The sequence below is a fragment of the Flagellimonas chongwuensis genome (genome assembly GCF_013376415.1).
Lineage (GTDB): Bacteria > Bacteroidota > Bacteroidia > Flavobacteriales > Flavobacteriaceae > Flagellimonas > Flagellimonas chongwuensis.
The window spans coordinates 533,293-554,557 of record NZ_WYET01000004.1 but is presented as its reverse complement, the minus strand read 5'-3'; the positions used below and the strand labels follow the sequence as shown (position 1 = coordinate 554,557).

At 41.9% G+C, this 21,265-nt stretch carries 20 protein-coding genes; 4 read left to right on the top strand and 16 right to left on the bottom strand.

What is annotated here, in order from left to right; translation table 11 throughout:
* Positions 1-15: 15 nt before the first annotated feature.
* Positions 16-1,608 carry an amidohydrolase gene (locus tag GUA46_RS09625; RefSeq protein ID WP_176620307.1) on the top strand — a complete coding sequence of 531 codons (1,593 nt, stop codon included), beginning with the start codon at positions 16-18 and terminating at the stop codon, positions 1,606-1,608.
* A 211-nt stretch (positions 1,609-1,819) separates the two neighbouring features.
* On the opposite strand, the gene GUA46_RS09620 is transcribed toward GUA46_RS09625, so the two are convergent.
* The 3 genes from GUA46_RS09620 to GUA46_RS09610 form a co-directional block, all read right to left on the bottom strand.
* Positions 1,820-2,722, bottom strand: a complete 903-nt coding sequence (locus GUA46_RS09620; protein WP_176620306.1) for a helix-turn-helix domain-containing protein — start codon at positions 2,720-2,722, stop codon at positions 1,820-1,822.
* 53 nt (positions 2,723-2,775) lie between these two features.
* Positions 2,776-3,618, bottom strand: coding sequence for an SDR family NAD(P)-dependent oxidoreductase (locus tag GUA46_RS09615; protein WP_176620305.1), 843 nt, complete (start codon positions 3,616-3,618; stop codon positions 2,776-2,778).
* Positions 3,619-3,740: 122 nt separating this feature from the next.
* Positions 3,741-4,952, bottom strand: a complete 1,212-nt coding sequence (locus tag GUA46_RS09610) for an RsmB/NOP family class I SAM-dependent RNA methyltransferase (protein ID WP_176620735.1) — start codon at positions 4,950-4,952, stop codon at positions 3,741-3,743.
* A gap of 59 nt (positions 4,953-5,011) precedes the next feature.
* Here GUA46_RS09610 and GUA46_RS09605 point away from each other — a divergent pair, with 59 nt between their 5' ends.
* Entirely contained in the window at positions 5,012-6,043 is a 1,032-nt protein-coding gene (locus tag GUA46_RS09605; protein WP_176620304.1) for a WD40/YVTN/BNR-like repeat-containing protein, read from the top strand.
* 56 nt (positions 6,044-6,099) lie between these two features.
* Here GUA46_RS09605 and GUA46_RS09600 read toward each other — a convergent pair whose 3' ends face one another.
* The 8 genes from GUA46_RS09600 to GUA46_RS09565 form a co-directional block, all read right to left on the bottom strand.
* Positions 6,100-6,453: a DUF6515 family protein gene (locus tag GUA46_RS09600; RefSeq protein WP_176620303.1), complete on the bottom strand. Its 354-nt coding sequence runs from the start codon at positions 6,451-6,453 to the stop codon at positions 6,100-6,102.
* A 112-nt stretch (positions 6,454-6,565) separates the two neighbouring features.
* Positions 6,566-7,006: a hypothetical protein gene (locus tag GUA46_RS09595; RefSeq protein WP_108244604.1), complete on the bottom strand. Its 441-nt coding sequence runs from the start codon at positions 7,004-7,006 to the stop codon at positions 6,566-6,568.
* Positions 6,999-7,532 (bottom strand): hypothetical protein, encoded by a 534-nt coding sequence (locus GUA46_RS09590; protein WP_176620302.1) that lies wholly within the window; start codon positions 7,530-7,532, stop codon positions 6,999-7,001. Before GUA46_RS09590 ends, GUA46_RS09595 begins: the two co-directional genes overlap by 8 nt.
* Before the next feature lie 33 nt (positions 7,533-7,565).
* The gene (locus tag GUA46_RS09585) at positions 7,566-8,108 is read right to left on the bottom strand and encodes an RNA polymerase sigma factor (protein WP_108244606.1); all 543 of its coding nucleotides are present in this window, start codon (positions 8,106-8,108) and stop codon (positions 7,566-7,568) included.
* Positions 8,109-8,182: 74 nt separating this feature from the next.
* Complete coding sequence (locus GUA46_RS09580) at positions 8,183-10,009, bottom strand: ABC transporter ATP-binding protein (protein WP_176620301.1); 1,827 nt, start codon at positions 10,007-10,009, stop codon at positions 8,183-8,185.
* Between the two features lie 3 nt (positions 10,010-10,012).
* Positions 10,013-11,719 (bottom strand): phospho-sugar mutase, encoded by a 1,707-nt coding sequence (locus GUA46_RS09575; RefSeq protein ID WP_176620300.1) that lies wholly within the window; start codon positions 11,717-11,719, stop codon positions 10,013-10,015.
* Positions 11,720-11,776: 57 nt separating this feature from the next.
* Positions 11,777-12,724: a glycosyltransferase family 2 protein gene (locus GUA46_RS09570; protein WP_108244609.1), complete on the bottom strand. Its 948-nt coding sequence runs from the start codon at positions 12,722-12,724 to the stop codon at positions 11,777-11,779.
* Positions 12,725-12,766: 42 nt separating this feature from the next.
* Positions 12,767-13,288, bottom strand: a complete 522-nt coding sequence (locus tag GUA46_RS09565; RefSeq protein ID WP_176620299.1) for a DUF4199 domain-containing protein — start codon at positions 13,286-13,288, stop codon at positions 12,767-12,769.
* Positions 13,289-13,448: 160 nt separating this feature from the next.
* On the opposite strand from GUA46_RS09565, the gene GUA46_RS09560 reads away from it, so the two are divergent.
* Positions 13,449-13,721 carry a type B 50S ribosomal protein L31 gene (locus GUA46_RS09560; RefSeq protein ID WP_176620298.1) on the top strand — a complete coding sequence of 91 codons (273 nt, stop codon included), beginning with the start codon at positions 13,449-13,451 and terminating at the stop codon, positions 13,719-13,721.
* 81 nt (positions 13,722-13,802) lie between these two features.
* A complete protein-coding gene (locus GUA46_RS09555; protein ID WP_176620297.1) occupies positions 13,803-14,981 on the top strand; it encodes a GlmU family protein in 1,179 nt (392 codons plus the stop codon).
* 119 nt (positions 14,982-15,100) lie between these two features.
* Here GUA46_RS09555 and GUA46_RS09550 read toward each other — a convergent pair whose 3' ends face one another.
* From GUA46_RS09550 to GUA46_RS09530, 5 genes are all read right to left on the bottom strand, one after another.
* Entirely contained in the window at positions 15,101-15,850 is a 750-nt protein-coding gene (locus tag GUA46_RS09550) for a DUF6090 family protein (protein WP_176620296.1), read from the bottom strand.
* 106 nt (positions 15,851-15,956) lie between these two features.
* Positions 15,957-18,002: an amidohydrolase family protein gene (locus tag GUA46_RS09545; protein WP_176620295.1), complete on the bottom strand. Its 2,046-nt coding sequence runs from the start codon at positions 18,000-18,002 to the stop codon at positions 15,957-15,959.
* A gap of 195 nt (positions 18,003-18,197) precedes the next feature.
* Complete coding sequence (ygiD, locus tag GUA46_RS09540) at positions 18,198-19,025, bottom strand: 4,5-DOPA-extradiol-dioxygenase (protein WP_108244617.1); 828 nt, start codon at positions 19,023-19,025, stop codon at positions 18,198-18,200.
* Between the two features lie 103 nt (positions 19,026-19,128).
* Complete coding sequence (locus GUA46_RS09535) at positions 19,129-19,953, bottom strand: helix-turn-helix domain-containing protein (RefSeq protein WP_176620294.1); 825 nt, start codon at positions 19,951-19,953, stop codon at positions 19,129-19,131.
* Between the two features lie 77 nt (positions 19,954-20,030).
* Positions 20,031-21,050: a hypothetical protein gene (locus tag GUA46_RS09530; RefSeq protein ID WP_176620293.1), complete on the bottom strand. Its 1,020-nt coding sequence runs from the start codon at positions 21,048-21,050 to the stop codon at positions 20,031-20,033.
* Between the last annotated feature and the right edge of the window lie 215 nt (positions 21,051-21,265).

The following is a 21,265-nucleotide window of genomic DNA, read 5'->3' as shown; positions in this document are numbered from 1 at the left end:
CTCAAAACCAACCTTATGAAAACAATCAAAATCCTGTTCTTCGGGATGATGCTGTTCGCGGGTGTATTCACATCATCAGCACAGAAAAAGTACTCCAAAAGTCAAATCAAAAAATTTAAGGCAGAAGTTGAAGCCCTAGTGGAAGCCAATAAAAAGCAAACGCAGGTAATGGTGGATAAAATCTTTAGTTTTGCCGAACTGGGATTTCAAGAAGAGGAAAGCTCAAAATACCTCACTGGAATTCTGGAAGAAAATGGTTTTACCATCGAACATTCCATTTCCAATATTCCCACAGCTTGGTTTGCCACGTGGAGCAATGGGGATGGTCCTGTTATAGCTTTGGGCAGTGATGTGGACTGTATACCGAAAGCATCGCAAACCCCTGGGGTAGCCTACCATAAACCCTTGGTTGAGGGCGCACCTGGACATGGCGAGGGACATAATGCAGGTATTCCCTTAAACATTACCTCGGCATTGGCCGTAAAAGAGGTGATGGAGAAAGAGGGAATCGGAGGCACTTTGATTTTATGGCCTGGCATTGCCGAAGAATTGGTAGCCGCGAAAGCATGGTATGTACGCGACGGACTTTTTGACAAAATAGATATGTGCATTTTTACCCACGTGAGCAGTAATTTGAGTGTATCCTGGGGACCCACCCGAGGGACTGGACTGATTTCCGTAGAATATATGTTCGAAGGTGAAGCCGCACATTCCGCAGGAGCTCCTTGGCGAGGTCGTAGCGCATTGGATGCTGCAGAGCTTATGAATGTGGGATGGAACTATAAAAGGGAGCATTTACATCCGTTGAAGCGTTCGCATTCTATCTTCACGGACGCTGGAGACCAGCCCAATGTAGTCCCTTCCAAAGCTGGAATCTGGTATTATTTTAGAGATGTTTCCTACGAAGGGATTATGGAGATGTATGCCGAGGCGAACGATATTGCCAAAGGCGCGGCCATGATGACGGGTACTACGATGACATCAAGAGTATTGGGTACGGCATGGCCAAGGCACTATAACAAAGTTATAGCCGAGACCATGTACGAAAATATCAAAAGCGTAGGGTTGCCTACTTGGACCGAAGCTGACCAAGAACTTGCGAAAGCCGTACAAACCGAAGTGAAATCACGTGAAATAGAAGGACTGCCCACGGAGCTTTCTGAAATTGGGTTACCTGTTACAGAACCTGTTAGCGGTGGGTCCGACGATATCGGTGATATTTCTTGGAAAGTACCTACGGTAACCATGCGCTTCCCGTCCAACATCCCTGGACTGCCTGGACATCACTGGGCCAATGCCATTGCCATGGCAACGCCGATTGCTCATAAAGGGGCAACTGCAGGAGCCAAAGCAGAGGCTATGACCATTATGGATTTCTTGCTGAAGCCAGAGCTGTTGACCCAAGCATGGGATTATTTCAACAATGAGCAGACCAAGGAAACCAAATATGAGCCTATGATTTCTGCGGATGATATGCCCCCGACCTTCTTAAACAAGGACAAGCAAGATATGTTCCGACCCGCTTTGGAGGAGTTCTACTACGATGAAACGAAATACGATAGCTATTTGGAGCAGTTGGGGGTAGAATATCCTATGGTGAAAGAATAATTAATTCTTTGTTAGTTCGAGCGGAGTCGAGAACCTAAAAACATCTCGACTGCGCTCGATGTGACAAATCCGGCAAATGGGACAAAATACAATCTTCAGTCTTTGCACTTCTTTATAATGACAGTTTAGAGCCATTAATTGATGTCATTCCTGCGAAAGGAGTTCAATACAAATTGTACAAATTTCTCGAACAGCATCCATTTTGGGGCAATTAATTGAACGAAGCCCTGAAAGCCATTGGGGATAGGTTGGTCTTTGTCTTGAAAAGTTTGCTGAAGGATTGTGAATGCTCAAATCCTAAAGTATAGGCTATCTCACCTATAGAAAGTTGTGTGGTAGATAATTTCTCTTTAGCTATCTCAATAAGTTTTTCGTGTATGTGTTGTTGGGTACTCAGGCCTGTTAGCACTTTTAGTAAGCTACTTAGGTAACTTGAAGAAACATGTAGGCTGTCGGCTATAAATTGGACGGACGGAATTCCTTTGTTGATGGCTTCTTCTCCGTTGAAATAGCTGTCGAGAAGATGCTCCAACCGAACCAAAATCTCGTGGTTATTGATTTTTCTGGTAAGAAATTGTCTTTGATAGTATCGTTCGGCATAATTGAGCAATAGTTCTATTTGTGCTATGATGATATTTTGACTGAACTTGTCGATATTGGACCTATACTCATGTTGAATATTTAGTAAAATGTCGGTTATGGTACGTTCTTCTTTGTCCGAAAGAAATAAGGCTTCGTTTATGGCATATCCAAAAAACTCATAGTTCTTAATGGTCTTGGCCAAGGGGGTGTTCCACAAAAAATCGGGATGAACCAACAATAGCCAACCTGAAGGCTTTTTCTCCGTCGGTAACATTTCAAACTGAAGAACCTGCCTTGGAGCTATAAAGGATAGCAGTCCCTCATCAAAATCAAACTCCTGCTGGCCGTATCTCACTTTGGCCTGTATATCACGTTTTAAACCAATGCTGTAAAAGCTTTGCATCCATGTAATTTGACTTTCTATGGTTTGATAATTAACCTGCCCATAGTCTATTAGGCTAATCAGAGGATGTTCTGGATTTGGAAGTGCACAAAACTTATGGAACTCGCTCAAGGTTTGAAATGTATTCATCTTCAATGCTAATTTAAGGGCAAGGCAGGACCTTGCCCGTTTTAAATTACAAACTAGTTTTTAAAATCGGTAGAATAGCTCAACTCTTTATTGGCTTCCAGTGCGTCTGCCAAGGTTTTCAACTTTTCATTTGCCATGCCATAAGCATCGCTCCCCAAAAACAAGTGTAAAGCTGGTTCTTCACTTTCTGCCATGGTTATTAGTGCTTCAGCAGCCTTTTCAGGATCTCCCAACTGGTTTCCGGCAATCTCTTCTTTGTGCATACGCTCAGATTCACGAGCTTGGGCATAAACGTCCATACGGTTACGTGCCAGTTTTAATGAATCGTCAGAAAGAAATTCAGTTCTAAAATAACCGGGATACACCAAAGTTGTTTTGATTCCGAACGGGCTTGCCTCCACCGATAAAGCCTCCGTAAGACCTACAACTGCAAATTTGGTCGCGCAATAGATACCAAAACCGGGAAAACTTCCTACGATTCCTGCGACGGATGCAATATTGAAAATATGCCCCGATCCTTGCGACCTAAGTTGTGGCATGGATTTACGGATAACATTTAAAAGACCAAACACATTCACATCGAAATTCTGTCGTGCTTCCTCGTCTGAAATTTCTTCCAGTGTACCATTCTGTCCGTAGCCTGCATTGTTTACAATAACATCAAGCTGGCCAAAAGTTTCAATTGCTTTGGAAATACCATCTTCCACACTTTCCTCGTTCATAAGGTCCATTTGGATAGGTAGGAATCTTTTCGAACTACCGACAGCTTCGCTAAGATTTGCTAAACTTCTAGAGGTAGCTGCAACCGAATAACCTTGATGTAATAAGGTTTTCACCAAAACAAGCCCTAGCCCTTTTGATGCACCAGTGACCAACCATACTTTTTTTGTGTCCATTTTCTTAGAATTTTTGTTGTTATGAATTGACACGGCAAAGTTGCCCTTAGTAGAGGGAAGTTATGTAGCCTAATCTATGATTGTTGTAGCCTAAATCTGGTTGGGGTTTAAAAAGTACACTTTTACTTCCTCTTTAAGAGTGCCATATAGAAGCCATCAAAACCAGTTTCCGAAGCAAAAACGTTTCTTTCCCTGACAAATTCAAACTCTTTGCCATTCTCTGATGACAAAAATGTTTTGACCTGTTCTGAATTTTCTTGTGGAAGAATGGAGCAGGTGGCGTAGACCATTTGCCCCCCTTTTTTGACCATTTTACTGTAGTTCTGAAGGATATCTTGCTGTACACCCATAATTCGGTCCACAAACTCAGGTTCCAGTTTCCATTTGGAATCGGGGTTTCTTTTGATGACGCCCAAACCGGAGCAGGGGGCATCCAATAAAACCCTATCGGCACTGTTATGGAGTTTTTTGATGACTTTGTTGGAGTCGATTACCCGGGTTTCCACATTATGCACGCCGTTTCTTCTGGCTCGCTTCTTAAGTTTTTTCAATTTACTTTCATAAATATCCAAAGCAATCAACTGCCCTTTGTTCTGCATTTGTGACGCTAAGTGAAGGGATTTTCCTCCCGCACCGGCACAGGCATCCACCACACGTTGTCCAGGTTCCACTTCTAAAAAAGGCGCTACCAATTGCGAAGAGGCATCTTGTACTTCAAACAGCCCATCTTTGAACGCTTCTGTTACGAAAACATTCTGGCGTTCCACTAGTTTTAGGGCATCGGGGTAGCCTTCAATAAATTCTGTGGCAATTTCCTCCTTGGCCAAAAAGGATTTTAATTGGGGTTTTGGGACCTTTAATGTATTGGTGCGTAAAATTACATCGGCCTGTTGATTTTGGGCGGCAAGCTCTTTGGTCCAAAGTTCGGCACCCAACGATTTTTCACCGAGTTCATCCATCCAATCCGGCACGGATTCCCTTATTTTTCGAATTTTAGAAAGTTCATCGAATCTACCTTTAATGCGGCGTTCTGGTGTGCCTTCCAATTGTTTCCAATCTGGAATGCGAATACCTCTAAGAACGCACCAAACACCAAAGAGTCGGAATAAATGTTCCCTGCTATACGGTTCGTGAACCTCAGTGATTTCTGAATAGAGGCGTTTCCATCGAACAATATCGTATGTGGTCTCGGCGATAAAGCCACGGTCTCGAGAGCCCCAACGCTTATCGTAGCGCAATACTTTTTCTATCACCTTATCGGCATATTCCCCTTCGTTAAAAATCATGTGAAGGGCATCAATTACGGCAAATACCAAGTTCCTGTGTAAACGCATCATATAAAATAAGGTTGCAAAGGTATGATTTCTCCGTACTTTTGAAGAAAATAAATACGATGAGGTCGATTCTTGCCCTTTTAACCATTTTGATTCTGGCGTCTTGCTCCCAAGAGCCTAAAAAACAAGTTTTTCAATCTGTAGACGTGACCCCCGTTTATAAAGATTCCGTAAGTGTACGTGCCATCACATTTTTAGATGGTAGAACATTGGCCTTTGCAGGTAGTAATGGAGTGTATGGAACGGTAGATGTGAATTCTGGACAAGTTAGAACCAGCACTAAATATCACGATTCCATTGCACCAAGTTTTAGGGCTGTAGGTGGAACTTCTGAAGATTTTTTTATGCTTTCCGTTGAAAGCCCTGCATTATTGTACAAGACCGGTGACAATGGACAAATGGAATTGGTTTATACAGAAGAGGGGGAAGGTGTTTTTTATGACAGTCTTGCCTTTTGGAACGATACCGAAGGTATTGCCGTGGGCGATACGGTAGATGGTTGTCTTTCTATCATAATTACAAGAGATGGGGGCGTTACTTGGACCAAATTGGCATGTTCCGATTTACCGGAAGGTATTGAAGGAGAAGGTGCTTTTGCTGCCAGTAATAGTAACATAGCTATACAAGGGGATAAGGTTTGGATTGGTACTACGGAAGGTAGAATTTATTTTTCTAGCGATAAGGGCACGACTTGGGAAATACAGGAGACCCCGATAATTTCGGGCGAACCTACCCAAGGCATTTATTCCATGGCCTTTTTTGATGAGAATACTGGTTTTGCCATAGGAGGCGATTATACAGCGCCAGAATCTAATAAGGGCAACAAGATAAAAACAACGGATGGTGGTAAAACATGGAAATTGGTTGCAGATGGTCAAGAACCGGGCTATAAAAGTTGTGTGCAATATGTGCCCAATTCAAACGGGGAAGCGTTGGTCGCGATTGGTTTTACCGGAATCTCATATTCTTCAGATGGAGGTGAGACCTGGAAGCAAATGAGCGAGGAACCTTTCTTTAGCATTCGCTTTTTAAACGATTCCACGGCGTTTGCAGCGGGAAGTAAACGGATAGCCAAATTGGATTTTAAATAAAAAAGCGGTGATGCACTCACCGCTTTCAAACTAACTAAAAACAAATCAATCAAAAACTATACGCTTACCACTATGTAGTGGTTGCCGCTTCTCTTGTACCAAGTACCTTGGTATTGGTACAACCTTCTTCCATTTCTATATACTATTTTACTACCTCGTGGCAAGGTTTTTACTCTAATCCCAAGTGGAGCGGCCGTAACTACATATCTTTTTCCACGGGCCTTGTACCAAACACCATCGGCGTAGTAAAAGCTGGTTTTCTTGTGAACAATAACTCTTGGGTTAGAAACCGTTCTAACCACGGTACCCTGTTTTGGATACACCCTTACTACAGTTCTTGTCTGCGATTGGGCGCCAAGTACAGTTCCCAAGAAGGCAGCGATAACCAAAAATGTTTTCATTTGTTTCATAACATTGGATTTTGATGGTTTCTAGTAATAAGACCACACCCAATTAAAAAGGTTTAATCAAAAAAAAGAAGCCCGAAGGCTTCCTATATTTTATACTTATTCATGTAATTAATCAATCTCTTCCGCGCCGTTTGCGGAACTGTTGAATCATCTGTCTTTTAAAGTCTTCCTCGGCCTTGACCAATAAAAGTACTTTTTTGGCGGGGATTACTGTTCGTAGTTTGGATAAAAACTCTTGTTCCGCCTTTTGTTTATTGAATTGTAGGGCGATAAGGTTGTCCAATAATTGTTCAGATTCGTTAGTGGAGAGTTCTTGTGCATTGGCAATATTGTTACGCAACTCTGCACGCTCTTTTCTACGGATATCCTCCATGATTTCTTCATGATCGTTATAGATGGGCCAAAATTCTTGGGCTTCCTTCGAGGTTAAACCTACGTGCTCCGTAATAAATGCCACTTTAAGGGTCTTAATGCGGTCTCGAACTGGTCCTTGTGCATGAGCCAAAAAGGTACCGAACAATAAAATATAAAGTGCAAGTGCTTTCTTATTCATAATCAGGGTATTCTAAATTTAATTCTTCAATGTCATCCACATACTCATCCAAATATTCCAGAATAATGTCATCTTCCAAGTCATCGACCAAAATATCGTTCAGTTCAACTTCTTCCAAAGAAACAACTGCGGCAATTTCGTAAGAGGTCATTTCAAATTCAGTATTTTCCAAATAAGCTTCTATCTCGGCATTGGCCAAATCATCAAACGTGATGGGTTCGGAGGTCGGGTTTCCAGTGATATTAAAAATCAATATAAAAATGGCAGCTATGGCGGCAACAGAATAATAAAAGTTTCTATTTGATATAAGCGGAATAACCTTGACTTCTTTTCGGGAAGTTTTGGAAAGGATACTAGATTCAACTTGGTCAAAATAGCCATCGGGAACTGCAAAACCATCAGTCTTTGGGATAATGCCACCATTTTCATGAGCTTCTTCCGCTTTGATTTTGTCCATCAGACGGTCATTAAAGCTCTCAAAGTAGCCTTCCGGAGTGTTAAAACTATTTTTTTTATCCTTTTTCATTACTGTGGTATGACTTCTAATTTAGCCAAAGGTTTAATTTTCTTTGAGGTACGTTTCTATTTTTTTTACTGCCAAGTGGTAAGACGCTTTTAAGGCACCTTCGGAGGTATCCAGGGCTACCGCAATATCCTTGTACTTCATTTCCTGAAAATACTTCATGGTGAATACTAACTTTTGTTTGTCCGGAAGCGTTGCCAGCGCCTTTTGTAATTTGAGTTGAATCTCGTCACCTTCAAAATATACATCGGCCTGAAGGTTTTCTACCATCCGCTCTTTTAGTTCTTGGTCGCTCAACCCCAATTTTTTCGATTTCTGTTTCAAAAATGTCAAAGATTCGTTGGTGGCAATCCGGTACATCCAAGAATAGAGTTTGCTGTCGCCTTTAAATTTGTCGATGTTTCTGTAAACTTTTATAAAGGTATTTTGAAGTACATCGTCCGTATCGTCGTGGTCTAGCACTATCCTTCGAATATGCCAATACAAGCGTTCTTTGTAAGTATTCACCAACACTTCAAATGCCTTTGCTCGACTTTCTTCTTTTTGTAGTTCTTGGACTAAGGTTTCCTCAGCAATCAATGTTCTTGTTGTTTGATGCTTAGACTAAGGTAAGGTGAAAAGGTTTAATTTTCAGTAAGCAGTAAGCCTGCACTTTATGAAGAAAAGGACTGCATCTCCACCAATTTTTTATAGTTTTTGGCTGACTTCATCAATTCGTCGTGAGTGCCCTGTTCTACAATTTCACCCTTGTTCATTACTACAATGGTATCGGCATTTTGGATAGTGGACAAACGGTGAGCTATAACAATGGAGGTTCTGTTCTTCATCATATTTTCCAACGCATCTTGTACCAATCGTTCGCTTTCGGTGTCAAGGGCAGAAGTGGCCTCGTCCAAAATCATAATGGGTGGATTTTTGAGTACCGCCCTAGCGATGGAAAGGCGTTGTTTTTGTCCGCCACTCAATTTGTTTCCGCTGTCACCAATATTGGTTTCGTAGCCATTGGGCAAATCCATGATAAAATCGTGTGCATTGGCTACTTTGGCGGCCTCCATAATTTCGTCCATCGAGGTGTTTTCCTTGCCTAGAGCTATGTTGTTCTTTACGGTGTCGTTAAAAAGAATGGAGTCTTGGGTGACCAATCCCATGAGTCCACGTAGTGATTTCTTCGTGATGTTTTTGATGTTGGTGCCATCAATCAGGATTTCCCCTTTGTTGACGTCGTAGAAACGAGTCACCAAATTGGCCACGGTACTTTTACCACTACCGGACTGGCCTACCAAGGCGATAGTTTTGCCCTTGTCAACCTTTAGGTTGAAGTCTTTCAGGACATAATCATTTTCGTATTTGAAGGATATGTTTTTGAGTTCTACGCCAGAGTTGAAATCCATTTTTTCATTGGCTCCATCAATATCCTTGATAGGATTTTCAGATTCAAGTATCTCAAGAACCCTTTCGGCGGCTGAATTCCCTTTTTTAACGGCATAAGATGCCTTGCTGATGGCTTTTGCAGGAGTCAAGATATTGAATGCTAATCCCATATAGGAAATAAATGATGCAGCATCCAAGCTTCCTTCTAAAAGTACCATTCGCCCTCCAAACCAGAGAAGGACTCCAAAGACCACAATTCCAAGGAATTCACTTGTTGGCGATGATAGGTTCTGGCGGTTCAATAAAGAATTTGAGAACCTAAAAAACCGAGATGTGGAATTCTTAAAAGTACCGTAGAACTTGGATTCCGCATTAAATGCCTTGATGACGCGAAGTCCGCCCAAAGTTTCTTCGACTATGGATAGAAATTCGCCTTGCTCTTTTTGTACCCTATCCGATTTTTTCTTCAGTGATTTTCCGATACGTGAAATGATCATTCCTGCAATTGGAATAAAAATGAACACAAAAATGGTGAGTTTCACACTGATGATGAACATCACTATAATTGTAAAAAGAATAGTCAGGGGCTCACGCACGATCAACTCTAGAATAGAGAGGAAGGAGTGCTGTATTTCCAGAACATCCGAGGTGATCCTTGCAATTACGTCTCCTTTCTTTTTCTCTGAAAAATAGGAGATAGGAAGGTCTACGATTTTTTGGTACATCTTGTTGCGGATATCCTTGAGCACACCATTGCGTAAAAAGGTGATAAAGTACATCGCCATATAATTGAAGATATTCTTAAAGAGAAACAAAAAAAGTATCAATCCCACCGCCAGCAAAAGCCCCTTCATGGGGTCTTCACCTGAAAGTTGAGTCACTTGATAGTTCATGTATCCTTCAAAATAATCCTTTAGCTTGCCAATGCCTTCGTACGTTGGAGGTTGATTTACTTGCTTGGTCTTATCAAAAAGAACATTGAGCATTGGAATAAGTGCAGCATAGGACAACGCACTGAACAATGCATATAGAATATTAAAGAAAATATTCAGAATACCGTATCTGCGATATGGTTTCGCAAACAGGAGAATCTTTTTAAAGTAGTTCATTCACTATAAATTCAGCTCAGATAGGATACCTTCTATTTTGGTTTCCAACTGCGAATTTACGGATTTATAATCCGCTGCCTTGTCCAATTTTGCATTTGTACTGATATAGAACTTCACCTTTGGTTCTGTTCCGCTGGGTCTAGCTGCAATTCGGGTCCCATCTTCTGTTTCGTAGATCAAAACGTTCGATTTAGGTAAATGAAGTGTGAACTCTTCACCGGTCTGTACATTTTTAACAATGGAAGTATTGTAATCTTCAATGTACAATAGTTTTGAGCCTTGAACGGTATCCACGGGGTTTTCTTTGAAGTCCTTCAACATCTGTTTGATTTCCTCCGCACCGCTCATTCCTTTTTTGGTGAGGGATATCAACTTTTCTTTGTAGAAACCGAAATCCACATAAGCATCAATCAAATCTTTGTAGAAAGAACTACCGTTTGCCTTTGCGTTTGCGGCGATTTCACAGGCCAATAGGGTAGAGGTCACTGCGTCTTTGTCGCGCACAAAATCCCCGACCATATATCCAAAACTTTCTTCTCCACCTCCAATAAAGGTAGAGTTAGGGAAGTCCTTGATCATTTTACCGATCCATTTAAACCCGGTCAATGCTGTTTTGAACTCAACCCCGTAGGATTTTGCCATTTGCTGCATCATGGGAGTAGAAACAATGGTTGTGGCAATAAATTCGTTACCCTTAAATCCTTTTTCCTTGTATTGATCCAACAAGAACTTCGTCATAAGTACCATGGTCTGATTCCCGTTCAAAAGCTCCATTTTGCCCTCGAGGTTACGAACAGCAATGCCCAAACGGTCGCTATCAGGGTCGGTGCCCACTACCATATCGGCACCAATTTCCTCCGCTTTGGCAATGGCCATGGACAAGGCTTCTGGCTCTTCGGGATTGGGTGATTCCACAGTTGGGAAGTCTCCGTTTGGCTTGGCCTGCTCCTCTATAATGGTAACATTTTTATAGCCGGCCCTCTTCAATACTTCTGGAATTGCAGTGATAGAGGTCCCGTGCAAGGAGGTGAAAACGATTTTAAAATCGTCTTTCCCCTTGGCATCAAAACTACCGTTCTTTACCGAAGCTTCAAAAAAGGCATCGTCCACATCCCTATCAATTGAGTGGATGAGACTTTCATTTTTATCAAATTTGATGTCCTCAAAAGAAAGGGAGTTGATTTCGGCAATAATCTCACCATCCTGCGGAGGCACAATCTGGCCGCCATCGGCCCAGTATACTTTGTAACCATTGTATTCTGGGGGATTATGGGATGCCGTCAATACGATTCCTGCGTGGCATCCAATATGCTTTACGGCAAAAGAAAGTTCTGGCGTAGTTCTTAAATCCGAAAACAAATAAACTCGAATTCCATTGGCGGAGAATACTTCTGCCACCGTTTTTGCCAAGGTTTTGGAGTTATGTCTGCAATCATAGGCAATGACAACCCTGATATCGTCGTCGGTGTACGATTTTTTAAGGTAATTACTGAGTCCTTGAGTGTTCTTTCCCAAGGTGTATTTATTGATCCTATTGGTTCCAACGCCCATAACACCGCGCATGCCACCGGTACCGAACTCCAAATCCTTATAAAAACGTTCTTTAAGTTCTTCGGTGTCATTGTCTATCAAATGCTTGATTTCCTTTTTGGTGTCTTCATCAAAAAAATCAGTCAACCAAGATTGCGCTGTTTTGGTAATGGAATCCATAGTGCTTATCGTTGTTTAGATGCTTAAAAATACAAACTTTAAAAGGTTTGTTGGTGCTTAAAGATTAATTTTGTCGGAGATATTGTATCGGGTGTCATTTTTTCGGGAACGTACCATGATTTCTCCAAGAAAACCCGCCAAGAACAATTGGGTTCCGATAATCATAGCGGTCAATGAAATATAGAATTGGGGACGTTGGGTTATCAAGCGACCCAAAGGGTTTAAAAAGAGCTTGTCTATACCTAAATAAAGGGCGAATCCGAACCCTACCATAAACATAAGAACACCCCAAGCGCCAAAGAGGTGCATGGGCCTTCGGCCGAATTTGGATACAAACCAAATGGTGATCAGGTCCAAAAATCCGTTGATGAAACGCTCTGCTCCGAATTTGGTGGAGCCATACTTTCTGGCTTGGTGCTGTACCACTTTTTCAGAAATATTGGAGAAACCTGCATTTTTGGCCAAAACGGGAATGTATCGGTGCATTTCACCCGAAACCTCGATGGTCTTTACTACTTTGTTGTCAAAAGCTTTTAGACCGCAATTAAAGTCGTGCAATTTTACCCCGGATGTTTTCCGAGCAGCCCAATTGAATAGCTTTGACGGTATATTTTTGGTGATGACGGAATCGTAGCGTTTCTTTTTCCAGCCTGATACTACATGGTGCCTTTCTTGTGCGATCATTCGATACAGTTCGGGAATCTCTTCGGGATTGTCCTGTAGATCGGCATCCATAGTAATTACTACCTCACCTTCGGCACTTTTAAAGCCGGCGTGGAGCGCTTGCGATTTTCCATAGTTCTTGAGGAAACGGATAGCTTTTACGTTTTTGTTGATATTGGATAGCTCCAAAATGGTTTCCCAAGATGTGTCGGTACTACCATCATCAATAAAAATAACCTCGTAAGAAAAATGATTGGATTGCATTACTTGTACAATCCAATCATGTAGTTCTTTAAGCGATTCTTGCTCGTTGAGTAAAGGAATTACAATGGAAATCTGCATTGTTCGATTCTGGAATTCCCTCCAAAAGTAGCATTTTTTGTTTTAGTATTCCGCTTTGGACTTTTTCAAGATCAAACCGGTAATCAAACCTAAAATCAGACCTAGTACCGTGTTCATTATCAAAATAACTGGATATTGGATCCAAGCAAAACCTTTTTGCATTTCCACGCCTTGTTCCCATTGCTCTTCGGTCATATTCGGGTTTTGCGCCATAGCTTTTGGTTTGGCAAGTTCCATGGCCTTGTCCATAAAGTCGGGCTCTATAAAGTTGGTGAGCACAAATTGATAGAGCAAAGTAATTATGGCGCCAACCAGGGCAACTCCCACGCCCACTTTTAAAGCTTCCGAAATTGTCAAATACCCACCATTTGCTTTTTTAAAGGCATTGACGGCGACAAAAATAATAGCGGCTAAGATGACAATAGAGATGACTACTACCGCCGCATTTGTCTCGTAGTGCATTTTTTGAGTGTAGAGCATTACGCCGAACACGACGGAAATTAGACCTAACAATAGTCCATAGTTCAGTGCAAATTTTCCAGTTTTTGGTTGTTGTTCTTCCATGATTTTTAAAATTAGTGTTGCTTATAGAAGGTTAGTTATAGATTGCTTATTTTTGTTACATATAAATTTAACTTTATTTTTTTAGTGATTTTAAGTTGGAGGTCTCAAAGAAATCATTAAATTTGCACCCTGAAAATTCTGAGATTAAGCATTTAAGACGATGAGAAAAGATATACACCCAGAAAACTATAGATTGGTTGCTTTTAAAGACATGTCCAACGATGATGTGTTCCTTACCAAGTCCACTGCCGAAGCAAAAGAGACCATCGAGGTTGATGGTGTTGAATACCCTTTGGTAAAATTGGAAATTTCAAGAACTTCTCACCCTTACTATACCGGTAAGACTAAATTGGTCGATACTGCTGGTAGAATTGACAAATTCAAGAACAAATACAAGAAGTTCAAGAAAGAAGATACGAAGGAGGCCGAGTAGGTCGTACTTTTTAACGAAATATATGGACGCTCTCGATGCTTTTCGAGGGCGTTTTTTATTTTTGGTACTCAAAGCAGAGCTATGAACTATATCCTTTCCGACGGCAATCACCGTGAAGACCTGTTCCCATTTACATTTACCCGCCCCGTGTCCGAGATTCGAGTAGGTATCTTGACAATTACCGAGAAATGGGAAAAATGGTTGAATGCATCTATGAGCCATCAAACGGAAGAATATCTTTCGAAAAAGTACCCTTTGACGGCTACTGCTGAAAACACTGTGGTCAACGGTAGTTATCTGCCCAATAAAAGTTTGGTAGAGGCCATCAAGGATTTAGAGATGGGTGAAGCTTTGATAGGAGAAGAGGGTTATATCGCATATGTAACTGAAAATCTGGAAACAGGTTTTGAAGAATCGGCATACACCGCTATTCCTTTTGATGATGAAGTACTGACCATAAAAAATACATGGGATATCTTTTCCAATAATGCAGCGGCACTTCAAGCTGATTTTGATTTGATTACCAAAGGGAGAAAAAGTCAACCCATACCCGATACGAATCAAGTAAAGAGCCCTGAAAACATTTTTATAGAGGAAGGAGCCACAGTGGAATTTTGCATTTTAAATGCCTCTACGGGTCCCATTTACATAGGTAAAAATGCCTTGATGATGGAAGGTTGTATGGTTCGTGGTGGATTGGCCCTTTGTGAAGGCGCTATTTTAAAAATGGGTGCCAAAATATACGGAGCGGTTACTGCAGGACCAGGGTGCAAGCTCGGAGGTGAGGTAAACAATGCTGTGCTCTTCGCCAACTCCAATAAAGGTCACGATGGTTTCTTGGGCAACTCCGTGTTAGGGGAGTGGTGCAATATTGGGGCGGACACCAATACCTCTAATTTAAAAAACAACTACGCCGAAGTTCGACTTTGGAACTACAAAACTGAGGGTTTTGCCAAAACAGGACTTCAATTTTGTGGGCTGATGATGGGAGATCACAGTAAATGTGGTATTAATGTCATGTTCAATACAGGTACGGTGGTTGGTGTTAGCGCCAATATTTTTGGAAGTGGATTCCCCAGAAACTTTATCCCTAGTTTTAGTTGGGGCGGTGCAACGGGCACCTATACCACTTTTAGAACTAATAAGGCATTTGAGGTTGCGGAGGCTATGATGAAGCGCCGCAACATGGAATTCAACGAAACCGAGGCCCAAATTTTGGAACATGTTTTTGAGGTCACCCAAAAGTGGCGGAATTTTTAAAGTTGTAACTGAAATAACATCTTCTGTTTGTTCTTTTATTTATGCTGCTTTGGTCGGAGGGGGCGGAGGTTCTTAAAGTAGTAGAGAAAGAGCTGCTGGGTTATTTGATTTATTAAATCTTATTGTACATTCTCATACATCTCACACTGTTCAATAATGGCCGTTAAGCGTGCTTTGGCTTCTTGGTAAAAACCTAACATAAATCCATTGATAAAAACACGGTTGGTAATGTAATTTTCGAACTCCGGTTTTAGCAACAGCTCCTCGTTGTTCCGTTCAAATTTGGAGGGGCTGAGTTGAAATGGGGCCCCGGCAAACAGGTTTCGATTCAGGGAGTTGTGCAACAGATAATCAAAATATGTGTTGCCCCTATTCACATAAAAGTCGCCCCAGTCCAATAGATTGGCGTAAAAGGTTTCCCATTCTATCAATAATACTTTCAGTTCCTCATTGGATAGGTTGGACAGCTTCCCGGTGTTTTTAATATTGCCCAAAGTATAAAGACTCGGGTCCCAAACGGACATTCGGGAGGTCACACTTACCAGACTGTCCACCGCTGGCAGGGCACCATACTCGTAATCCGGGCCTGTGTGTTCCAGTAAGCTATTACAAGCCTCGATAATGCCTTGTAAAGCGGTAATATCCCCATTAAGAGTGCCAAGATTTTTTTCGAACTCGAGCTTAAGGCTGGCAATGGTGGCTTTTTCTTCTTGGTACAGCTTCCTGTTTTCGTTCCAGTTGTTGATGCGAAGGGCAATCAATATCCCTATCACCACCAAAATGATTTCCCCTAGCGCATACAGCAGGTATTTACTGATTTTATTTTCGCCTAGCAAGCGTAATCGTATGGTACGGAAAAATCTAAACAAGACAAGAGAGGTTGGTTTCTCTAAAGATATGATTTTTATGTAATTAGGGAATAAAAAATGGTCAACGCATTTGCGTTGACCATTTGTGAATTATTTGGGAAGGCTTTTATTCTTTTACTTCTGGCTTTTCGGTAAATGGGGTTATACCGAATGCCGGATACACTTCGGATGGGAAATAGAACGTTCCACCACGTGAAACCATGGAAATGGTTTTTATGGCCTTAATATCTTCCACAGGATTCCCTGGTACCAGGAAGAAATCGGCCAATTTGCCTTCTTCAATGCTTCCCAAACTATCGTGCCCCAAGTACTCGGCCATATCGTAGCTGGCCAATTTTAATACTTCGGCAGGAGTGTAGCCCAATTGTTCAGTATACAATTCCAGTTCGCGGTGCAGGTTAAAGGCTCCGCCCAAATCGGTTCCGGGTACAATTAAGATGCCTTTGTCCTTCATCATTTTTAAGGTTTCAACGATTTTGTCATAGGCTTCACGGTATGCTTTGTCCTCTTCGTCATTCGCAATCTGGGCCAAAGCAACCTTTAGGCTACGTTGTTCGTTGGGCGGCATGTTGTCCACATAATCCAAGGCACCAAGGGTGACCTTACCGTTTCGGGAGAGCATCAAACGCTCATGAATGGCCAAGGTAGGGTCCATGGCAGTTTCGTTTGCCACGAACAAATCCATAGTCTCTTGTACCTTATCGCTGTTCAAATCCAGCCCTGGGAAACGTTTCATGGCCGTTAAGCGCAAAAGGGTACGGGTATCTTCGTCTGGTTCCAATACCCAGCCCAACATGGTCTGGTTAATGTGGGTCATTTCGTCAAACCCGGCGCGTAGCATGGCATTTGCATTGGAGAATGCAGGTACGTGGCCTGCCACGAACAGGCCTTGGTCGTGCGCCTTTTTTACGATGGCCGGCGCCCAATCCCCGTTCATACTGTTGTAGAGTTTTACGCCGTAAAAACCTAAGCTGTCATACTTGTCCACAGCTGCCAGAGCTTCTTCTTCGGAAGCGACCAAAATACCGTTATTGGCATTGTATTCACTTTTCCCCTCAATAAAGCCCATTCGGGTCACACGGGGGCCGGCAAGAACTCCGCTTTCAATTTTTTCAATCAATTTGGAGAGTACTTCATTGTTGTTCCCCATATCGCGGAACGAGGTAACACCTGCCAAAATATTCAATAGGGCACCGTTGTCGCCGGTATGTGCGTGCATTTCGTATAGGCCGGGCACCAAGGTTCCGCCATTGCCCTCGATAATGACTTCGTCTTCTCCGGTGGCATCGGCAGCTTCAATGGCCGTAATTTTTTCACCCTCCACAACTACGGATACAGCTTCGGTAAGGGATAGGTTCTTCGGGTCGAACACTTTTACATTTTTGATACGGACTTTTTTATCGTAGTTGTTGGCGTATTCTTTTTGAAGTTTCTCGTAGCGCTCCGCAGAATAGTTCTCCGCCAATTGGCGCAAGTCTTTTTCCTCGGCTTCGTAGCCGTCGCGCACCACAATGTAGCGTGGTGAGATATAGGCAAAGAAGCGGTCGCTGTCATCCATAATAAAGTAAGATGGATTCATTTCGGCACCAGAAAGTGCATAGGTGGTCAAGGCCAATTCGCCCTCCCCAGTTGAACTCGGCACGGTAAGGTCTTCCATTTTGGTCAATGTAAGGTTGCCAGCCGGAAGCACTGGCAGCGTGTTGTCCGGGGCATCCATCAATAAACGGGCAGCTAGCACAGCTGAGTAGGGACTGCCAAATTGGTTTACGTAAAGCTGCGCGGCATCCACGGAAGCATTTCCAGAGCCGGTGGCGTCCGTCCAAGAGGCTTCATTTCCTTCAAGGGAAAATTGCTCGTTTATCGCATTTCCAAAAGTGGTGTTACCGGTTACTTCCCAGCTTATCGGGTAGCCTTCGGCGTTGAGCACAATGGTTTCTTTCATGGTTGGACCACGGCCATTGTTTTTGTAATCGTAATCGATGTTGATGGTGTCACCAGAAGTTTCGGCTTTTAAATAGCCCACTTTGGCCTCGCCCATGATCACGGAATAGTTTTCTTCCCCTTGATAATCGGCCAAGGAAGAGGTTGGTTCTGTTTTACAGGAATAGCCGGCCAAAATTATAAGGCCAGCAAGAATTAATCGTAGTTTCATTGGGTTGGTTTAAGTTAGACGTTGAAGTTAACGAATTTTGATGGTTTATTTATTGAGAAGTTCTTGGTATTTAAAAACAGAAAACCCCCAGCGCCACTGGTACGTTGGCTAACTGGGGGCCCCATCATCAATCAAAGTAAAGAGGCAAATACTTTTAAGAGCTTATATCATATGATGGACTCTATTATTAAATCATTATTCAACTTTAAGCGAAAGCATCCCAATGGAACCTCCGACGGTTTTATCGTTGAACAGGTCTATTGACTCTTTTTTATCTTTCAGTCCCAATATATAGATCAAGGGTAAATAGTGTTCCGGCGTTGGAATGGACAAGGCAAAACTGGTGCCTTGTTTTCCATAGTCTATTAGTGCTTGATGATTTCCGTCGACTATGAAGGATTTTATTTTTTCATTGGTTTCTTCGGCCCAATCCCAAGCATAGGTATCGTTCAATTTATCCCATTTTACCTTGCGAAGGTTATGTACTATGTTACCACTTCCCACAATTAGAACTCCTTTATGTCTCAAGGTTTCCAGTTGTTGCGCCAATTCGTAATGATATCTGGGAGGCTTTGTGTAATCTAAGCTTAGCTGAATTACAGGTACATCTGCATTTGGATACATATGCTTGATGACGCTCCATGCACCATGATCCAAACCCCAGTGTGTATCTAGCTCCACATCTGTCTTGGTAATGATTTGTTTGGTAACTCTTGCCAATTCCGGACTTCCAGGTGCAGGATATTGCACATCGAAGAGTGCTTGCGGAAAACCACCAAAATCGTGGATTGTTGGAGGATTCTGCATGGCAGTTACCTTGGTACCCTTGGTTTCCCAATGTGCTGAAATACAAAGAATTATTTTGGGCTTGATTACTTCCTTTCCCAATTGTCTGAAACTTGCAACAAACTCATTCTCCTCAATGGCATTCATTGGGCTCCCATGCCCCAAAAACAAAACAGGCATTTTCTGCGTAAAAGGCAGACTCTGGTTAAGAGAGCGTAAAGTTTCTAAATCTGTCATTGGAGTATACCTGCATACCCTGTTTATATGGTATGTTTCTGTCACAAAGGTTGGATATATTTAGAGGTAGTGGGTAATACGTTTGGGAAGAAACGTTGTACTTTTAAGAAATGAGCTGTTTCATTTCTTTTCGGAAAACGGTTGGTGTGTAACCTGTTTTTCGTTTGAAGACCTTGGAAAAATAGGCTTTTTCGTTGTATCCGATCTCAAATCCGATTTCGGCAATTGTTTTATTACTGTTCACCAAAAGGTTTTTTGCCTCGTTCAACTTGCGGGTCTCAATAATTTCGCCTGCACTTTGTTGCATTACTTCTTGGCATACAATATTGAGGTTACGCTCGCTCATAAAAAGCTTTTCAGCATAGAATGAAATTTTAACGTTCCGTCGGAAGTTATCTTCCAAAATATGCAGAAAATGAGTATAGGTCTCTGAGGCGGAATTTGCAGAATCGGATTTAATATTCGTGGGCCTTTCATGGTTGATGATGGTAAGCAGCGTCATAAATAATTGCTTGATAACTATAAGACCGGGGTTGGGACGCTGAGTTTCATCAAACATCATTTGGCACAATGCCATAAGCCTGTCAAAACATTGGTCTCCGGGAAGCGTGACGTTGGCACGGTTGTGAAAATAGCCGTACATCTTAAAAATCACCTCGGACATAAACTCACTTCGGAAACGGATAACCCAAAGGTCACACTCCCCTTGATGTGTTTGCGGGAGCAACTGGTGAGGCTTTCCTTTGGTAACAAAACTAACAAACGGAGCATAGACCGTTTCGTCCTCAAAATCAATAAAATGCGAAATCTTGCCCTTGGCTCCAATGATCAACTCTTCAAAATCGTGGACATGCGTTTCTACTTGCTTGTTCTCTAAAGCTTTGGCATCTTCGGTAGTGTATCTAAATATTTTGAACAGTTGGTCCAAGGTTGAATTAATTTATCTTCGATAAAGAAAATAGCATCTAACGAAGTTACATCAAAATGAAACAATCTTGGCTTAATTTATTCGATATCGGTAGTTGATGTAGTGATTTTTGGGGTATGGTCAAACTTGATCAATTGTGAATTATAATCAATGGTTACTTTGAAGTGTTTTAACATGGAACCTCCTATGGCTCCTTTTACAATTTTGTCCATGGAATGTACCATACTTTCCGACCAAATTTCATCTTTTCTTCTGGCAAAGAGCACTGGACCTACTATATGGGTTCCCACTTTTACCTCGGGCACTTCGATGATATCCCTGTCCAAATCCGATGCAGGATAGATTTTCCAATCGGGATGTTGTTGTTTCCATTGGTCAAAAATAGAGGCGGCAATAAAAGAACCGCTCATGGTTTCCGACTGAGTGTTAAACTGTTTTTTACCTTGATCGGAGAGCACAAAACTGGCTCCGGTATCAAATAATACGTCAATCGGTTCCCCGGCCACCAGAATTTCCATGCTAGGGTGTCCAAAAACTACCGAACCTTGTTCGTTCTTTTTTAATCCTATTTTTTGCACATTCGGATTTGATATATCCTTTGCGCTTAATGGTGTGTTGGTCCATATCTCCTGATTTGGATAATCTAGGGTCCAGGACTTGCCCATAAAAAAGCCCTGTCCAAGAAAGGCATCCATTTGAGGCAGTTTTTCCGATACCATTTTTAGTTCACCATCCATTGGAGGAATTACTAGAAAGGGTTCTTTAACAGCGTTAAAAGGTGTTCGAATAACAAAATTCCGCATAGGATAGGGGCGAGGCAGGTCTGGGTTATCCACGATATCATTGAATAGGACATAATCAAAGGGCATCACCCCTTTTAAAAGGCCTGTTTTTACATGTGGTTCTATGTCTTCTTGCTCGGTGATTCGTGGCAGGACCATGGTAAACCCTCCTCCGGTATCGCAATAGGCTAATATAGAGTCTTTGGATATCAAAGGAATTTTGAGGAAAAATCTGGAACTGTCCAGAAAAACTGAAGGTAGTTTTTTGGGAATACCTTGATTCTCTGAGATTTCGGCAAAATGAGTTGCTTCCATGATTTTGCCATCCAATTTTTTAACCACCAGAAATTGTATAACGATGATCAACACTAGAAAACCTAGGGTGATTAGAATTAATTTGATGCCCCTTTTCATTTTAAATAAGTTTCTAAAAATTAAAATATATAGTAAACCCGTCAATCGGTTATATGCCGTGACGTATACACCCAAAATGGGTTAAAATGTAATGGGGTTACATTTGCGCAGAATCG

What these genes read in the sequence shown, in the direction of transcription:
- GUA46_RS09620 (WP_176620306.1), bottom strand. Translation starts at nt 2,722, where the DNA reads ATGAATACATTTCAAACCTTGAGCGAGTTCCATAAGTTTTGTGCACTT.
- GUA46_RS09625 (WP_176620307.1), top strand. Translation starts at nt 16, where the DNA reads ATGAAAACAATCAAAATCCTGTTCTTCGGGATGATGCTGTTCGCGGGT.
- GUA46_RS09575 (WP_176620300.1), bottom strand. Translation starts at nt 11,719, where the DNA reads ATGGATTCCATTACCAAAACAGCGCAATCTTGGTTGACTGATTTTTTT.
- GUA46_RS09590 (WP_176620302.1), bottom strand. Translation starts at nt 7,532, where the DNA reads ATGAAAAAGGATAAAAAAAATAGTTTTAACACTCCGGAAGGCTACTTT.
- GUA46_RS09530 (WP_176620293.1), bottom strand. Translation starts at nt 21,050, where the DNA reads ATGGAAGCAACTCATTTTGCCGAAATCTCAGAGAATCAAGGTATTCCC.
- GUA46_RS09610 (WP_176620735.1), bottom strand. Translation starts at nt 4,952, where the DNA reads ATGCGTTTACACAGGAACTTGGTATTTGCCGTAATTGATGCCCTTCAC.
- GUA46_RS09600 (WP_176620303.1), bottom strand. Translation starts at nt 6,453, where the DNA reads ATGAAACAAATGAAAACATTTTTGGTTATCGCTGCCTTCTTGGGAACT.
- GUA46_RS09545 (WP_176620295.1), bottom strand. Translation starts at nt 18,002, where the DNA reads ATGAAACTACGATTAATTCTTGCTGGCCTTATAATTTTGGCCGGCTAT.
- GUA46_RS09605 (WP_176620304.1), top strand. Translation starts at nt 5,012, where the DNA reads ATGAGGTCGATTCTTGCCCTTTTAACCATTTTGATTCTGGCGTCTTGC.
- GUA46_RS09595 (WP_108244604.1), bottom strand. Translation starts at nt 7,006, where the DNA reads ATGAATAAGAAAGCACTTGCACTTTATATTTTATTGTTCGGTACCTTT.
- GUA46_RS09560 (WP_176620298.1), top strand. Translation starts at nt 13,449, where the DNA reads ATGAGAAAAGATATACACCCAGAAAACTATAGATTGGTTGCTTTTAAA.
- GUA46_RS09555 (WP_176620297.1), top strand. Translation starts at nt 13,803, where the DNA reads ATGAACTATATCCTTTCCGACGGCAATCACCGTGAAGACCTGTTCCCA.
- ygiD (WP_108244617.1), bottom strand. Translation starts at nt 19,025, where the DNA reads ATGACAGATTTAGAAACTTTACGCTCTCTTAACCAGAGTCTGCCTTTT.
- GUA46_RS09565 (WP_176620299.1), bottom strand. Translation starts at nt 13,288, where the DNA reads ATGGAAGAACAACAACCAAAAACTGGAAAATTTGCACTGAACTATGGA.
- GUA46_RS09615 (WP_176620305.1), bottom strand. Translation starts at nt 3,618, where the DNA reads ATGGACACAAAAAAAGTATGGTTGGTCACTGGTGCATCAAAAGGGCTA.
- GUA46_RS09570 (WP_108244609.1), bottom strand. Translation starts at nt 12,724, where the DNA reads ATGCAGATTTCCATTGTAATTCCTTTACTCAACGAGCAAGAATCGCTT.
- GUA46_RS09580 (WP_176620301.1), bottom strand. Translation starts at nt 10,009, where the DNA reads ATGAACTACTTTAAAAAGATTCTCCTGTTTGCGAAACCATATCGCAGA.